This window comes from Vreelandella sp. F11, assembly GCF_042466685.1.
In the GTDB taxonomy this organism is placed as follows: domain Bacteria; phylum Pseudomonadota; class Gammaproteobacteria; order Pseudomonadales; family Halomonadaceae; genus Vreelandella.
This window is the reverse complement of the sequence record NZ_CP170448.1, coordinates 4,826,523-4,840,724: the sequence shown is the minus strand read 5'-3', so window position 1 is coordinate 4,840,724 and position 14,202 is coordinate 4,826,523. Positions and strand designations below refer to the sequence as shown.

Sequence of the window (14,202 nt, the reverse complement as noted above, 5' to 3'; positions counted from 1 at the left end):
TCATCTCACCATCGGTTGAAAACGGCCGACCATTGTAGCGCCCAAAGCCTCGGTTATCCACACGGGTTTAGCCTTCAATTCCCGGCTGTGGACAACTTAGCATGAGCCTATGGGAAAACCCTGTGGAGGAGCGGGGATAATCATTAAATATGTGTTTTACCCAAGGGTTAATCACATCTACCCAACACCTTGTGGACGGCTTATACGGGAGTTACACACAGATTTTTTATAATTATAATCCATTGAAAAATAATGCTTAATATAACTTATCCACAAATAGTATCCCCACTATTAATAACAACAGGTTTAGAACTACTAACTAGTAATAATAGTGACTTGATTAATGGCTACTCTCGGCATATCAAGCACGCTGGCTGAAGTGGAATAACACTTTTATGCAAGGAAAAATTGCACCCAGCAGAGGAAGTCTCTACAATTTCCGGTCTTGAATTGAATCTCCCCGGCTAGTTCCTCACTGGACCGGGCTTTTTGGAATTCACTTTCCGTCCTAAACCACGTGGGAATAACGAGTTATGAAACGCACTTTTCAACCTAGCGTTCTCAAGCGCAAGCGCGCGCATGGCTTCCGTGCTCGTATGGCAACCAAAAACGGTCGCGCCATCCTCGCACGTCGTCGTGCCAAGGGCCGTAAGCGTCTGAGCGCCTGATCTCAGATTGCGTGTGCCGCAGCAAGGCTTTCCCCGGCAATTACGGTTACTAAATGCTGGGGATTTTAGTCACGTGTTTGAGCAAGCCGACCTAAAAGTGCATGGCAAAGGTATGATGGCGTTAGTCCGCCTGAGTACTCGGGGACATCCCCGCCTTGGACTAGTGGTCAGCAAAAAAAATGTTAAACGCGCCGTAGATCGCAACCGTTTCAAGCGTCTGGTTAGAGAATCCGTTCGCCTTCGTCAACATCAACTACCCTCTGTGGATATAGTGGTGCTTGCACGACGCGGTGTTCAGGATATCGATAACGACACCTTGCATCGCCAGTTACACGGCATGTGGAAGCGACTTCAGCGTGACGCACAGGCGATGTCAGCAGAACCAACGCCTAAGCGTGACACGTGACCTTTGGCGCACCCCTCGCCGCTCGACCTCGGCCTGCCAACTGGCAGGCTTTCGTGTGTCAAGAGTCGAGTAAATGACACTGCGCCATTAGTATGTTCACCACCCAGCGGGCAGAACCCTCATGGACGTAAAACGACTTTTATTACTGATTCCACTAGCCGTACTCGCCTACTTGCTAGTCGTCCAGTGGAATCAGGATTACGGGCAGCCGAATTACGATTCAGTGCCTGAAACGACGCAACGCAGCAATTCCACATCTCCTGGCAATACTGAAGATGGAGAGGGCGGCTTAGCGGTGCCGAGCACGTCTTCACAGCAGAGTGCGGTAGGTGAAGGTATTCCGGATACCGAAAGCGAGACATCCAGCCGCGACTTTATTGCCGTGACCACTGACGTTCTCGATGTGCGTATTGATCCACACGGCGGCGACATTGTTTATGCCGCGTTACCGCAGCACAAGCTCTCCCTCGATTCAGACCGTAACTACGTGCTGTTATCGGATAACAGCAGTCGTAGCTACGTGGCTCGTTCAGGCCTTCAGCTCGATGGCCAAGCTAGCCGTATCGCATTCACACCTGAGAACTCAGAGTATCGTTTAGGCGATAACGATGACGAACTCAGCGTTGATCTAACCGCTGACGTTAACGGCGTTGAGGTGATTAAACGTCTCACCTTTAAGCGCGGTAGCTATGCGGTCAACGTCAATTACTACCTGGCCAATAACACCGATGCACCGGTGAGTGCGCGCTTTATCGGCCAGTTGGCACGCGATAATAGCCCTGATCCCTCAAGCGGTGTATCCATGGGCATGAGCTCCTATTTAGGGGCGGCCTACTCAACGCCAGATGCACGCTACGAGAAGATCGACTTCGACGATATTCAAAGCCATAAATTTGAAAACCGCGAAGCACAAGGTGGTTGGATAGCCATCATCCAGCACTACTTTGTGTCGGCATGGGCGCCCCAGCAGGATCAACAGAACCTTTACTACGTTACCACTGACTCCAGTAACCGTAACGTAGTGGCCTTTGCTGGCCCCACCAGCTCTATTGCAGCCGACAGTGAAGCGACGCTGGGCGCCACACTTTACATGGGGCCAAAGGTTCAAGATTACCTGGAGCAAGTCGCCCCCAACCTGAGACTGACTGTGGATTATGGCTGGCTGTGGTTTATTGCAAACCCGCTGTTTTGGCTACTGGATCACATCCACGACATTGTCGGTAACTGGGGTTGGTCGATTGTCCTGTTAACCGTTCTGGTTAAAACAGTGCTATTCCCGCTTTCTGCCAAAGCTTACAAATCCATGGGTCGGATGCGTAAACTCGGCCCGGAAATGCAACGCCTTAAAGAGATGTATGGCGACGACCGGCAAAAAATGTCGCAAGAGATGATGAAGTTCTACCAGAAGGAGAAGATCAATCCGCTGGGGGGCTGTCTACCTATTGTGATTCAAATGCCTGTTTTCATTGCTCTCTACTGGATGCTGCTGGAGTCGGTTGAATTGCGGCATGCGCCGTTTATCTTCTGGATTCAGGATCTATCGGTGAAGGATCCGTACTTCATTCTGCCAATTCTGATGGGCATTTCGATGTTCGTACAGCAGATGCTGAATCCAACACCGCCAGATCCAATGCAGGCGAAGATAATGAAGATGCTCCCCATCATCTTTACCTTCTTCTTCCTGTGGTTCCCGGCCGGTCTGGTCATCTACTGGGTGGTCAACAACATCATTTCGGTGGCGCAGCAGTATTACATTACGCGTAAAATCGAAAATGACCCGAGTATCGGCAAGGGCATGAAAACCAAATAGTCCGCTGCTTTAATTAGCGCCTCCAGACCCCCGCCTTGAGCGGGGGTCTGGCGTTTTAAGACCGAAAAATTCACACTAGGTCGATCAATTTCGTTACCTGCCAATTTTAAAAGAGATTCACCATGGCCGAACGCCTCTATACACCTGATACCATTGCGGCGCTAGCGACCCCCCCTGGACGCGGTGGCGTGGGTATCATCCGCGTCTCTGGGCCTGCCTGCCGCAAAATCGCTCAGGCCATGGTGGGGCATTGCCCTGCCCCGCGATACGCTCACTACGGCCCCTTCCAAGGCGCGGAAGGCAGCATTGATGAGGGCATCGCCCTGTTCTTCTCTGGCCCCCACTCGTTTACCGGCGAAGACGTACTGGAACTCCAGGGGCACGGCGGCCCGATTATTATGGATATGTTGCTGGAGCACTGCGTAGCACTGGGAGCTCGCCTGGCCCGGCCGGGTGAGTTTTCAGAACGGGCGTTTTTGAACGATAAGCTGGATCTGGCCCAGGCAGAAGCCATCGCAGACCTCATCGATGCCACATCACGCTCAGCGGCAGAGAACGCCGTACGCTCACTACAGGGCGAGTTTTCAAAGCGAGTCTCCACACTGGTGGAGCGATTGATAGAGCTACGCGTCTATGTGGAGGCGGCGATTGACTTTCCCGAAGAGGAGATCGACTTTCTAGCTGACGGCCATGTTGCCCAGCATTTAAGCAGCGTCCAGCAAGCGCTGAGCGACGTTCGTCAGTCAGCAGGCCAAGGCGCCCTGCTCCGTGAAGGGATGAGCGTGGTCATTGCCGGGCGACCCAATGCGGGTAAGTCGAGCCTGCTTAACGCTCTCACTGAGCAAGATACCGCCATTGTGACCGATATTGCAGGTACTACCCGGGATGTACTCCGTGAACATATTCATATTGACGGTATGCCGCTACATATCATCGACACCGCTGGGCTGCGCGATACGCCGGATGCGGTTGAGAAAATTGGTGTCGCACGTGCCTGGGCCGAGATAGAGAAAGCTGACCGGGTACTACTACTCGTTGATGCCAGCACCACGGCTTCCACCGACCCTATGGCTATTTGGCCCGAGTTCGTCGCTCGTCTCCCTGATCAGCAGCGCTTGACACTAGTGCGCAACAAGATTGATACCAGTGCAGAGCCCGCTGGTTTAGATTTATCCACAACACCACCAACCGTGCGCTTATCCGCCAAAACGGGCGAGGGTGTGGATAACTTAAAAGCGCATTTAAAAGAGGTGATGGGCTATACCGCGACGACGGAAGGTCGCTTCTCCGCGCGACGGCGACATCTGGATGCCCTAGATAGAGCAATGACGGCGCTTACCACCGGGCAGGCTCAACTAAGTGGCTACGGCGCTGGAGAGCTGCTGGCGGAAGATTTGCGTGATGCCCAACAGGCCTTAGGCGAGATCACCGGCGAATTCAGCGCCGATGATCTCTTGGGCGAGATTTTCGGCAGTTTTTGCATTGGCAAATAGGGCCGTTTCGTTACAACAACTACTCCCCCACCCACCACTCCGCCTGATAGCGACTCTTTGCAGCGAATAACGGGGTAATTTCCGTCATCGCCGCTGCCAGGCGTTCATCCAGCCCCCAGGGCGGATTAATCACCAGCATACCGCTGCCAAACATGCCGTGAGCCTGCTCGCCAGGTTCGCGCAGCAGCAGCTCGCTGCGCCATATTTTGCGAATTCCACTCTCTTTGAGGCTGCTTAGAAGCGTGCGATGATGGCCTGCTGGCAGCAGCGGATACCAAATCAATACCACCCCATGGCGCGCTTTATCCAGCGTATAAGCCACTGTTTCGGCAACTTCTTGATACTCCACTTTACGCTCGTAACTAGGATCGATAAGCACGCACAAGCGTGGTGATGTGACCGGCAGCATCGCTGTTAGGCCCTTCAAACCGTCACCAAACACACGTTGTGCATGTGGCGATAACCCTTGGGTGCTTAGCTGCTCATGCTCGCCGGGATGCAGTTCAAACAGCCGCAGCTGATCCTGCTCGCGTAGAAAATAACTCAGCCACCAAGGAGAGCCTGGATAGTGAGTCAGTGCCTCTGGCACAGGTTGAGCGCTTGATAGTGCTGCTTGCCACGCGTTAAGTAGCGAATCGCGAACCCCAGCACGGGCTTGCCACACCGGCCATATGCCCTCGCGGTACTCCTGCAAGCGTTGCGTCTCCTGGGCATTTAGCGGATAGAGTCCTCGCCCTGCGTGAGTATCGACATATGTAATGGCAGTTCTTTTACGTAATAAATACTCCATCACCGCATAAAGCGTTAGATGTTTATGTACATCGGCAAAATTACCGGCATGGTAGGCATGTTGATAAGAGAGCATGAAGACTCATCGACAAGTGAATGAAAAAAGCCCGCTATGTGAGCATAGCGGGCTTGGATAGGTAATAGCCAGTTAAGAGACTTATTATTAGCGCTGACCATCACCAGTGGGAGTTAGCGTAATTTCTACCCGGCGATTCTGAGCGCGGCCCTGCTCATTGTCATTACTAGCCACTGGCTGGGTAGCGCCATACCCAGTGGTGTTAAGACGCGAAGATGAAACGCCGTTCTGGGTTAAGTAGTTACCCACAGATTGAGCGCGTCGCTCCGACAAACGCTGGTTATAGCTCGCATCACCGGTGCTATCGGTATGACCTGCAATATTAACGCGGGTATCCTGATACTGGGTAAGAACATTAGCGACTTCATTAAGAGAGCTGCGTGCTTCGCTGGTAAGGTCGGCAGAATCAAAGCCAAAGGTCACGCCACTAGGCATATTAAGCACGATATCGTCGCCACGGCGATCGATCTCAATGCGCGAACCTTGCAGATTTTCACGCAACTGCTGCTCTTGACGGTCCATATAGACACCAATACCAGCACCGGCTGCAGCACCCACTGCGGCGCCGATCAATGCACGGTCGCGTCGGCTAGTACTACCATCGCCAGAAAGGGCACCCGCCGCGGCACCTACGGCGGCACCAATCCCAGTGCCCATCGCGGTACTGGAGCGCTGCGTTTGGCCACCATAAGGATCCGATGTGGCACAACCCGCCAGTAGAATAGCGGCCGCCAGCGGTGTCAGTAGTCGAGAAATACGCATTGCTCACTCCTTGTTTATATTCAAAAACACCTTTTTATTCATCGCTAATCAATCATCACTGATCAAGGTTAGCAACTCATTCAAGAATAATAGACCTTGAGGGGATGCACGCAGTTTTTCGGGCATTTGCATCAAAAGTCCTTTTTTCTCGGCGGATTGTAAACGCGCAAGTAACATTGCAGGAGCCTGCCCGGTGTTAGCTCTCCATGTATCCACAGCAACGCCATCAGTAAGCCGTAGTGCATTCATGGCGAACTCCAACGGCAGCTCATCGACGTTTATAAGCTGCTTACCCGCTATAAAGCCACGCAGATCGCCCGTGCGCTTTAAATAAGCGTCCGGTTGGCGAGTTTTCCAGCGCCGTTCAATGCGCCACTGGCCATTTTCGTCAATATAGCTAAGCTTGCCATGGGCACCCGCGCCAATCCCGAGGTAGTCACCAAACTGCCAGTAGTTAAGGTTATGGCGGCTTTGATGATTGGCACTAGCGTAAGCCGAAATCTCGTAACGCTTGAAGCCCGCCTGCTCCAATAGCTGATGCCCCTTATCCTGAATATCCCAAAGCGCCTCTTCCTCGGGAAGCACCGGAGGATGAGAGTGAAAAGCCGTATTTGGCTCAAGGGTCAATTGATACCAAGAGAGATGTTCAGGTGCCAATGCCAGCGCTTGGACAATATCATCCATCGCCAATTGAGGCGTTTGGTCGGGCAAACCGTGCATCAGATCGATATTAATGTTGGTAAAGCCCGCCTGGCGCGCCTGCGTGACCGCAGTGATCCCTTCATCACCGCTATGAATACGCCCTAATGCATGCAATTGATCGGGCTGAAAACTTTGAATACCCAGCGAGAGGCGATTAATGCCTGCTTTGCGGTAACCAATGAAACGCTCTTGCTCAGTGGTACCTGGGTTTGCCTCTAGGGTAATCTCTATATCATTGGCGAAGGGTAAACGGGCGTTGATCCCTTTTAATAATTGGTCATAAAAAACGGGTGACAGCAGGCTGGGTGTGCCCCCGCCGATAAAGATCGTCTGAATTTCCCGCCCAGCAGCGAGGAGTAGATCGTTATCCAGGTCTTGTAACAAAGCATCAAGATAAGCGGCTTCAGGTAAATCCCGAGGCGTAAAACCATGCGTCCCCGGCTCATGAGAATTGAAATCACAGTACGGGCATTTACGGACACACCAGGGTGTGTGGATGTACAGCGAGAGTGGCGGCAGCTTATCAGCCATGCGCCACCTTCAATAACTCCACCAAGCCTTGTAGCGCACGGCCACGATGACTAAGGCGATTCTTAGTGTCGCTAGGCAGTTCGGCAACACTCATACCCTGATCAGGTAACCAAAAAAGCGGATCATAGCCGAACCCCTCCTTCCCTCGGGGATGAGCAAGAATCTCTCCTTCCCAACTGCTCTGCACAATGACCGGCACTGGATCTTTCGGGTGACGCAAATAAACCAGCACGCACCAGTAACGACCGCTCCTCTGTCCTTCCGCATAGTCACTTAACGCGGATAACAACGTTTGATTATTTTTCTCATCGCTCCTGGGCTCACCGCCATACCGGGCGGAATAGATACCGGGGGCGCCGTTCAAAGCGTCCACTTCCAACCCGGAATCGTCAGCTAATGCCGGCAATCCACTAACGAGGCTCGCTTCACGAGCTTTTAACAGGGCATTTTCGACGAAGGTTAGCCCCGTCTCTTCAACCTCGGTGACACCAAAGTCTGCCTGGGGGCGAACATCGAAGCCCAAAGGTGAAAGTAATTGATTGAATTCTTTTAATTTTCCCGAATTTCCACTGGCAAGAACAAGGGTATTGACGGCGGTCATATGTAAACTCCTAACAGTAGAGAATCAGTTTACGCGCTCATCCACCGTATCAAAAGCCTTCAAAATGTTACCCAACGTATCTAAAAATACTTACTCAATATCCTGCTAATTAAACACGCTAATATCTGTTTTTAAAGAAATTAAAACGAATGAAAGAAAAAAAGTCCGACCTTTTAGAAATATTTTTACCATCTTTTTAATAACAAAACTTTACGTAACGTATCTTTTGGTCAACAATTCAAAGGTTACCTGCTCACTCTTTCTCTCCACGAGGGCTCCCCAATGTCGCAGGAAAAGTCTACCGGTACGGTGTATGTCGTGACCGAAAAAAGTCCTCAAGTACAGCTGTTCGCTGAGTACTTGAACAAACACACCGGATGCCAAATCAGTATTCACTCTCCTCACTCGGCGTTACCTATTTCTGCTACAGGTAACATGTTGATTCTTATAGATAGTGATCATATAGGGATTGATGCGCTGCCAGAGTGGCAAGATAAGTTACCCGATGCACTCACTAAAACACCTCTAGCTGCTTTCAATATTCACGATATGGATCACGCCCTGGAAGCGCTCTCGTGCGCTCAGCTAAAAGGGGTTTTTTATCGTAACGAAAGTCTTGAGGTCATCTGCAAAGGCATCCACGCGCTTTTGGAAGGGGAACTGTGGATGTCCCGCGACTTAATGGCGCGCTTGATCCTTTTCTATCGCAAATACCAAAGTAATGCTTTCCGCCCGGCCTGCGGACTTACTAACCGGGAAATGGAAATTATTTCGCTGCTTAGCGCAGGCTCATCCAATCAACAAATTGCTGAAAAGCTATTTGTAAGCGAACACACCGTTAAATCACATCTTTACAACATTTTTCGCAAGATTAACGTTCACAACCGTATTCAAGCGCTCAACTGGATTCATCAAAACTTGGGGCCAATTTTGCCCAATATAGAAACCGCACGCAGCCTTCAGCGACACCGGTAACGCTAAAGGGTAGAGGTAACTGCTATGTCATCAATAAACCGTTTAAGCATCGGCTTTTTAACCATAGCTGTATGGATTATGTCATTTACAGCATTGGCCAACGAACCGGCTGACCCTGCCGAGGCAATGCCCGCCAACGAACAAGAAGCGATTGACGCTATTAATCAGCTCTCTAGCCCTGATGGGCCTGAAGTGCGGGGCAGCACTAACGCCGGAAGTGAGCTAACTGGCGTGATGGTAGATAGAACAATCACCATGGCCGGTAAAACTTTTTATCGCGCCTTTAGCCAGCGGGCAATGGATAACCTGATTATTGGCAATGCCACTATCACTATCAATGAGCGCCCTGATGCGCGTTGGGGTAGCCAAATATGGGTGATGGAAGGCAATCGTATGTATTTCCGTACACAGCTCTCCCCCAGGATCAATGAAGCCGATCGTGCCGCTGGGGAAGCCGTGCAAACCGTCGAAGAAGCGCTGCTACGCCAACAACTAGCCGCTGCGCTTACCTCTGACAAAGACCTGGGAAAAGAGGAGCTACGTTAATGAAAAACATACTCAAAATAACAGCTAGCAGTGCCCTGGCAACTATCATCCTGGCAACTACGCTGCCCCTAAACGCAAACGCAGGAGAACTGATTTATACACCCATCAATCCCTCCTTTGGCGGGGATCCTTTCATGGGTAGCTATTTACTGGGTAAAGCGCAGTCCCAGGATACAAACACCGATCCTAATGCCAGGGGTATCGAGTCACTCTCATCGACCGAACGGCTTATTCAAAGTCTTGAGAGTCGCTTGATATCACAATTAATCAGTGATGTTGGGGCAGGTAATGTGGGAGAAGGATCGTTCGATAGTGGAGATTTTAGCGTTGTGGTGCGTGATGAAGGCGGGCAGCTAATAGTAAGAGTGATCGATAAAGTCACCGGTGATGTTACCAATATTAGCGTGGGCGGTTTATTTAACCCCTGAACTATTACCTGCTTTTTATACGAAGAAAAAACTAACGGGACTATCAATCAGCCTAATTACGGTTGCGCGTCATTCAGGGGAACATTATGAAAATTATCGCTTCGCTACTCATGGTTAGTTTGCTCAGCGGCTGTGCTGGTATGGTCGCGACATCTGAAAATTTAGAAGGGGCACAAGCAACGCTCACGCCCCGGGGGGCAACCTATCAAGACTTGGTCTCTTTACCCCCTCCAGCGGGGCGAATATTCGTTTCAGTTTATGACTTCCGCGATCAAACAGGTCAGTACCGCCCCGCACCCGCCAGCACGTTTTCAACCGCTGTAACACAAGGTGCTGCGGCGATGCTGACCGGAGCACTAGCAGACTCCGGCTGGTTTATACCGCTTGAACGAGTAGGGTTACAGAACTTACTTACCGAAAGACGCATTATTCGTGCGGAGTTCGAGCGCTTCGGTCAGCCAGATACATTGCCATCACTCCGTGCAGCCTCTGTGATGCTCGAAGGCGGCATTATCGCCTACGAATCAAACGTGCGCACCGGTGGTGCAGGTGCTGAGTATTTTGGCATTGGCGCCTCAGGGCAATACCAAGTTGACCAGGTAACGGTTAACTTACGCGCGGTTGAAATATCCACTGGTGAAGTACTGGCTAACGTAACCACAACAAAAACCATCTATTCAAAAGAAATGCGGGCGGGCGTTTATCGTTTTATCGACTTTCGACGTTTGCTAGAAGCCGAAGTGGGTCTTACCACTAATGAGCCAGTACAACTTGCTGTCATGTCAGCGATTGAATCAGCAGTTATACATTTAGTCGCGAGAGGTGTAGAGAGTAATCTCTGGAATCTGGGCAATAACGTTAATTTTCAAGATACCATTTTAGCAGACTATTTAGACGCCCCCGTGCCTATGCTGTAATCACCACAATTTTATCGGGGAGCTTTCATTAAATAAAAAAGCAAAAATATTAACCATAAAAAATCAATTAAAATTAACGGTCAGGATAATACCTGACCGTTTTTTAATAAAAAAGTTAAAAAATCGATTAGAAAACTCATCATTTAGCCCTTAATAAACACGGGAATTTACACAGCAAAAATAAGAAAATGTCTGATAGCGAAAATTTCGAATTGATTCAAACTGAACAATAGAAATACAAATTGATACAAAACGTTTCAGAGGGAAATATGATGAAACTGAAGTACACCACTACCAAGCGAGCTCTGTTGATGACAACAGTCTTGACGGCAACTCTTTCAGTTTCCTTAACAATCAATGCCGACAACAGCCGCGTTGAACAGTTTTCCAAGCAAACCGCTGCTCAAAGCAGTCAGGGTAACTACAGCATTATTGCGCAAATTGGTAACAATAATCGTACCAAAGTTTCGCAATCGGGTAGTTATCAAGCAGGGAATTTTTCCAGTATTTATCAACTAGGCAACTACAACACTGCGGCAGTCCATCAAGCAGGTGGTAATAACGTTAGTACTATCTCACAAATCGGTAGAAATCATAACGTGAATATTACCCAGTCAGGAAGCACATCAAGAGAGCTAAATTCTTCTGTGCGCCAACTTGGCAATCGTAGTGACATACAGATTTCACAATCGGGGAGTGGCTACCGTGGCATTAGTGTTGAACAACAATCGTTTTCAAGCAATGCACGCCCAGTCACCGTCGAAACCTACTGAGCAACAAACGTTGTCTCAGTAATAACTAAAGCAAGCATGACATAATGGGGAAACACCATGAAAACTCAAATCACCACTATCGCTGCCGCCGTTGCCTTTGCTATGAGTACTGCTGCTTTTGCACAGTATTCAGGTGGTAGTGACTCCACGATTTATCAAAGCGGTAATAACAATACAAACGATGTTACCCAGTGGGGATCACAAAACTCACGTATTTATCAACAAGGCAGCTATAACTCAGCAACAGTATCACAAGATGATGTCTCCGGTGTTGCTACAACACTACCTGGCCTTAATGACTCTGGTATAGAACAATTTGGTAGCGGCAACTCGGCCGACGTTACCCAATTAGGCACTAAGAATGACTCTACCGTTTATCAAGAGACCCTCTTTAACAGCGCGACTGTTGATCAAGAGGGTTATAAAAATGTTTCAGTAGTAGAGCAAATTGGTTTCTACAATGACGCTGACATCACCCAAAGTGGTAAATTTAATGATAGCTACGCCTACATTGAAGGATTTGCCAATGATGCGACTGTCAACCAAGATGGCGCTGGGAATAAGTCTGTAGTTGAGCAAAACGGTGCTTTCAATGATGCTGAAATCACACAGACTGGCTCATATAACGATAGCTATGCTTATATGGGTGGTAACCGCAATGACGCCGTTGTAAATCAAAATGGTTACTCTTTAGAGAGCACAATCCTAGCAAATGGTGATCACAACACCTATAACGTAGCTCAGTCTGGCTATGGCCACGACTCTTATATCGAAACTCATGGCAGCTATAACAACAATGCCGTTACGCAAAGCGGTGCTTTCTGGGGTCAGCATACCTCTAGCATCGTAACCTACGGCAATGGCAACGTTAACACTGTTAGCCAAGGCCACTAAGCAAAACGATGTTAAAATAAACATCGTGTGCTCATACAAACCGCCCCGAACTGGGGCGGTTTTTTTATTACCCTCTGCTAAAAGGGTATTAACGAATCATTAGCGTCAATGTCCCCCCTGCCCCCTGAGTCGATGAACGCGACCGGTTACTGCCTTTTTGAATATCAACCTCTAGCCGCTCATCGTCACTTAACAGTTTCACTGTTCCTTCAAGCTCTGTGCCAGTAAAAGTGTACTCAGCAGGTACTGTCCCGCTCTCTTCAACGTGCTCGGTGGTTTCGCCTTCGTGGGTAATCTTCCAGTGGGCGGAAAATTCTGCGCCTGGCGAACCGCTCATGGTGATATGGATCTGGGTCATGTCCTGCTCCTGAGGCGACTGTGCAGCCAGCGGCAAGCAGGCTAGCAGCCCTGCTGCGCAGATCACATATCGCCAAGCCGTTGGTAGTGTCATGAGTTTAGCTCTCAACTAACATAAGAGCCGCTCAAGGTGAGCGGCTCTTGCAGTATAGCGGGCTTTTAGTTACTTGCCGTTACATAACGGCAAAGGCTTTTTCTGCTGCATCAAGGGTGAACTGAATATCTTCCGGCGTGTGAGCACTGGACATAAAGCCCGCCTCAAAAGCCGATGGCGCCAAGTAAACACCGTGGTCAAGCATCGCACCAAAGAAACGGCGGAAGGCATCCGGATTACAGGCAGTGGCCTGGGCAAAGTTATCCACACGGCTTTGCGAGGTGAAGAAGAGTCCAAACATGCCACCCGCCGACTGTGTCATCATCGGTACCCTTGCCGCATTGGCACGCTCCTGAAGGCCTGTGCACAGGGTATTAACCCGCTGGGTAAGCGCATCGTGAAAACCCGGTACCTGCAACTTGGTCAGCAGAGCGATGCCTGCGGCCATCGCCAGCGGGTTACCCGACAATGTTCCCGCTTGGTAAACCGGCCCCAGGGGGGAGATGTTTTGCATTATCTCGCGCTTGCCACCAAAGGCGCCCACCGGCATGCCACCGCCGACAATTTTTCCCAAGCAGGTGAGATCGGGCACGATACCGTAGTGGGCTTGAGCACCGCCCATAGCCACGCGAAAACCGGTCATCACTTCGTCAAAAATAAGTACGCTGCCGTATTCATTACATACTCGACGCAGCGTTTCCAAAAAGCCCGGCTGGGGAGGAATACAGTTCATATTGCCGGCAACGGGTTCAACGATGATGCAGGCAATCTGATCACCGATTTCGCTAAAACACGCTTCGACCCCTTCAGGGTCGTTAAACGACAGGGTTATGGTATGTTCAGCCAGAGCGGCAGGTACACCCGGTGAGCTGGGCTCGCCATGGGTCAGCGCACCCGACCCTGCTTTTACCAGTAGCGAATCAGAGTGACCGTGGTAATTGCCTTCAAACTTAACGATCTTATCGCGACCGGTGGTGCCGCGTGCCAGACGTATCGCCGACATGGTGGCTTCGGTACCCGAGCTGGTCATACGCACCATATCCATGGAGGGGATCATCTCGCAGATCAAATCTGCCATGGTGGTTTCGACGGCGGTCGGGGTACCAAAGGACAGGCCGTTATCCAATCGTGCCCGCACCGCAGCCAGTACATCTTGGTCTGCATGTCCAGTGATCATAGGCCCCCAGGAGCCGACATAGTCCACGTAGCGATTGCCTTCAACGTCAAACAGAAAGGCACCTTGAGCACGCTCCATAAAGACCGGCGGGCGGTGTAACCCCTTAAACGCCCGGACGGGTGAGTTAACCCCACCGGGGATATGGCGACTGGCAAGGTCGAATAGTTCAGCTGATGTAGTCATGGCATCCTCTCGGTCAATGG

The 14,202-nt window shown here is 50.3% G+C and carries 16 protein-coding genes; 10 read left to right on the top strand and 6 right to left on the bottom strand.

All coding sequences use genetic code 11. The features are described from left to right. Positions 1 to 533: 533 nt before the first annotated feature. From rpmH to mnmE, 4 genes are all read left to right on the top strand, one after another. Complete coding sequence (gene rpmH, locus ACFIOZ_RS22150; protein ID WP_088698236.1) at positions 534 to 668, top strand: 50S ribosomal protein L34; 135 nt, start codon at positions 534 to 536, stop codon at positions 666 to 668. Positions 669 to 681: 13 nt separating this feature from the next. Next, entirely contained in the window at positions 682 to 1,074 is a 393-nt protein-coding gene (rnpA, locus tag ACFIOZ_RS22145; RefSeq protein ID WP_386081371.1) for a ribonuclease P protein component, read from the top strand. Between the two features lie 121 nt (positions 1,075 to 1,195). Beyond that, entirely contained in the window at positions 1,196 to 2,884 is a 1,689-nt protein-coding gene (gene yidC / locus ACFIOZ_RS22140) for a membrane protein insertase YidC (RefSeq protein ID WP_386081370.1), read from the top strand. A 122-nt stretch (positions 2,885 to 3,006) separates the two neighbouring features. After that, positions 3,007 to 4,377 carry a tRNA uridine-5-carboxymethylaminomethyl(34) synthesis GTPase MnmE gene (gene mnmE, locus ACFIOZ_RS22135; RefSeq protein ID WP_386081369.1) on the top strand — a complete coding sequence of 457 codons (1,371 nt, stop codon included), beginning with the start codon at positions 3,007 to 3,009 and terminating at the stop codon, positions 4,375 to 4,377. A gap of 19 nt (positions 4,378 to 4,396) precedes the next feature. On the opposite strand, the gene ACFIOZ_RS22130 is transcribed toward mnmE, so the two are convergent. From ACFIOZ_RS22130 to rdgB, 4 genes are all read right to left on the bottom strand, one after another. Then, positions 4,397 to 5,242, bottom strand: a complete 846-nt coding sequence (locus tag ACFIOZ_RS22130) for a 23S rRNA (adenine(2030)-N(6))-methyltransferase RlmJ (protein ID WP_386081368.1) — start codon at positions 5,240 to 5,242, stop codon at positions 4,397 to 4,399. Between the two features lie 87 nt (positions 5,243 to 5,329). Then, positions 5,330 to 6,004, bottom strand: coding sequence for an OmpA family protein (locus tag ACFIOZ_RS22125; protein ID WP_386081367.1), 675 nt, complete (start codon positions 6,002 to 6,004; stop codon positions 5,330 to 5,332). A 48-nt stretch (positions 6,005 to 6,052) separates the two neighbouring features. Next, entirely contained in the window at positions 6,053 to 7,237 is a 1,185-nt protein-coding gene (gene hemW / locus ACFIOZ_RS22120) for a radical SAM family heme chaperone HemW (protein ID WP_386081366.1), read from the bottom strand. Further along, positions 7,230 to 7,838: an RdgB/HAM1 family non-canonical purine NTP pyrophosphatase gene (gene rdgB, locus ACFIOZ_RS22115; RefSeq protein WP_386081364.1), complete on the bottom strand. Its 609-nt coding sequence runs from the start codon at positions 7,836 to 7,838 to the stop codon at positions 7,230 to 7,232. The genes hemW and rdgB overlap by 8 nt, the downstream gene beginning before the upstream one ends. A 282-nt stretch (positions 7,839 to 8,120) precedes the next feature. Between rdgB and ACFIOZ_RS22110 the strand changes: the two genes are divergently transcribed. The 6 genes from ACFIOZ_RS22110 (at position 8,121) to ACFIOZ_RS22085 (ending at position 12,371) form a co-directional block, all read left to right on the top strand. Further along, the gene (locus tag ACFIOZ_RS22110; protein ID WP_386081363.1) at positions 8,121 to 8,813 is read left to right on the top strand and encodes a LuxR C-terminal-related transcriptional regulator; all 693 of its coding nucleotides are present in this window, start codon (positions 8,121 to 8,123) and stop codon (positions 8,811 to 8,813) included. 24 nt (positions 8,814 to 8,837) lie between these two features. After that, on the top strand, positions 8,838 to 9,359 hold the full coding sequence (locus ACFIOZ_RS22105; RefSeq protein ID WP_386081361.1) for a CsgE family curli-type amyloid fiber assembly protein: 522 nt from the start codon (positions 8,838 to 8,840) through the stop codon (positions 9,357 to 9,359). Next, positions 9,359 to 9,787: a curli assembly protein CsgF gene (locus ACFIOZ_RS22100; RefSeq protein WP_386081360.1), complete on the top strand. Its 429-nt coding sequence runs from the start codon at positions 9,359 to 9,361 to the stop codon at positions 9,785 to 9,787. The genes ACFIOZ_RS22105 and ACFIOZ_RS22100 overlap by 1 nt, the downstream gene beginning before the upstream one ends. An 86-nt stretch (positions 9,788 to 9,873) precedes the next feature. Beyond that, on the top strand, positions 9,874 to 10,704 hold the full coding sequence (locus ACFIOZ_RS22095; RefSeq protein ID WP_386081359.1) for a CsgG/HfaB family protein: 831 nt from the start codon (positions 9,874 to 9,876) through the stop codon (positions 10,702 to 10,704). A gap of 272 nt (positions 10,705 to 10,976) precedes the next feature. Then, complete coding sequence (locus ACFIOZ_RS22090) at positions 10,977 to 11,477, top strand: hypothetical protein (protein ID WP_386081357.1); 501 nt, start codon at positions 10,977 to 10,979, stop codon at positions 11,475 to 11,477. Between the two features lie 57 nt (positions 11,478 to 11,534). Next, positions 11,535 to 12,371, top strand: a complete 837-nt coding sequence (locus tag ACFIOZ_RS22085) for a curlin subunit CsgB (RefSeq protein ID WP_386081355.1) — start codon at positions 11,535 to 11,537, stop codon at positions 12,369 to 12,371. 88 nt (positions 12,372 to 12,459) lie between these two features. Here the strand turns inward: ACFIOZ_RS22085 and ACFIOZ_RS22080 are convergent, their stop codons facing one another. Both ACFIOZ_RS22080 and hemL read right to left on the bottom strand, forming a co-directional pair. Further along, the gene (locus ACFIOZ_RS22080) at positions 12,460 to 12,822 is read right to left on the bottom strand and encodes a hypothetical protein (RefSeq protein ID WP_386081353.1); all 363 of its coding nucleotides are present in this window, start codon (positions 12,820 to 12,822) and stop codon (positions 12,460 to 12,462) included. A gap of 79 nt (positions 12,823 to 12,901) precedes the next feature. Then, positions 12,902 to 14,182, bottom strand: coding sequence for a glutamate-1-semialdehyde 2,1-aminomutase (gene hemL, locus ACFIOZ_RS22075; RefSeq protein ID WP_386081352.1), 1,281 nt, complete (start codon positions 14,180 to 14,182; stop codon positions 12,902 to 12,904). Between the last annotated feature and the right edge of the window lie 20 nt (positions 14,183 to 14,202).

Excerpts from the sequence above, each read along its gene's own strand:
- rpmH (WP_088698236.1), top strand. The coding sequence starts at position 534 with ATGAAACGCACTTTTCAACCTAGCGTTCTCAAGCGCAAGCGCGCGCAT.
- yidC (WP_386081370.1), top strand. The coding sequence starts at position 1,196 with ATGGACGTAAAACGACTTTTATTACTGATTCCACTAGCCGTACTCGCC.
- mnmE (WP_386081369.1), top strand. The coding sequence starts at position 3,007 with ATGGCCGAACGCCTCTATACACCTGATACCATTGCGGCGCTAGCGACC.
- ACFIOZ_RS22130 (WP_386081368.1), bottom strand. The coding sequence starts at position 5,242 with ATGCTCTCTTATCAACATGCCTACCATGCCGGTAATTTTGCCGATGTA.
- ACFIOZ_RS22125 (WP_386081367.1), bottom strand. The coding sequence starts at position 6,004 with ATGCGTATTTCTCGACTACTGACACCGCTGGCGGCCGCTATTCTACTG.
- hemW (WP_386081366.1), bottom strand. The coding sequence starts at position 7,237 with ATGGCTGATAAGCTGCCGCCACTCTCGCTGTACATCCACACACCCTGG.
- rdgB (WP_386081364.1), bottom strand. The coding sequence starts at position 7,838 with ATGACCGCCGTCAATACCCTTGTTCTTGCCAGTGGAAATTCGGGAAAA.
- ACFIOZ_RS22110 (WP_386081363.1), top strand. The coding sequence starts at position 8,121 with ATGTCGCAGGAAAAGTCTACCGGTACGGTGTATGTCGTGACCGAAAAA.
- ACFIOZ_RS22105 (WP_386081361.1), top strand. The coding sequence starts at position 8,838 with ATGTCATCAATAAACCGTTTAAGCATCGGCTTTTTAACCATAGCTGTA.
- ACFIOZ_RS22100 (WP_386081360.1), top strand. The coding sequence starts at position 9,359 with ATGAAAAACATACTCAAAATAACAGCTAGCAGTGCCCTGGCAACTATC.
- ACFIOZ_RS22095 (WP_386081359.1), top strand. The coding sequence starts at position 9,874 with ATGAAAATTATCGCTTCGCTACTCATGGTTAGTTTGCTCAGCGGCTGT.
- ACFIOZ_RS22090 (WP_386081357.1), top strand. The coding sequence starts at position 10,977 with ATGAAACTGAAGTACACCACTACCAAGCGAGCTCTGTTGATGACAACA.
- ACFIOZ_RS22085 (WP_386081355.1), top strand. The coding sequence starts at position 11,535 with ATGAAAACTCAAATCACCACTATCGCTGCCGCCGTTGCCTTTGCTATG.
- ACFIOZ_RS22080 (WP_386081353.1), bottom strand. The coding sequence starts at position 12,822 with ATGACACTACCAACGGCTTGGCGATATGTGATCTGCGCAGCAGGGCTG.
- hemL (WP_386081352.1), bottom strand. The coding sequence starts at position 14,182 with ATGACTACATCAGCTGAACTATTCGACCTTGCCAGTCGCCATATCCCC.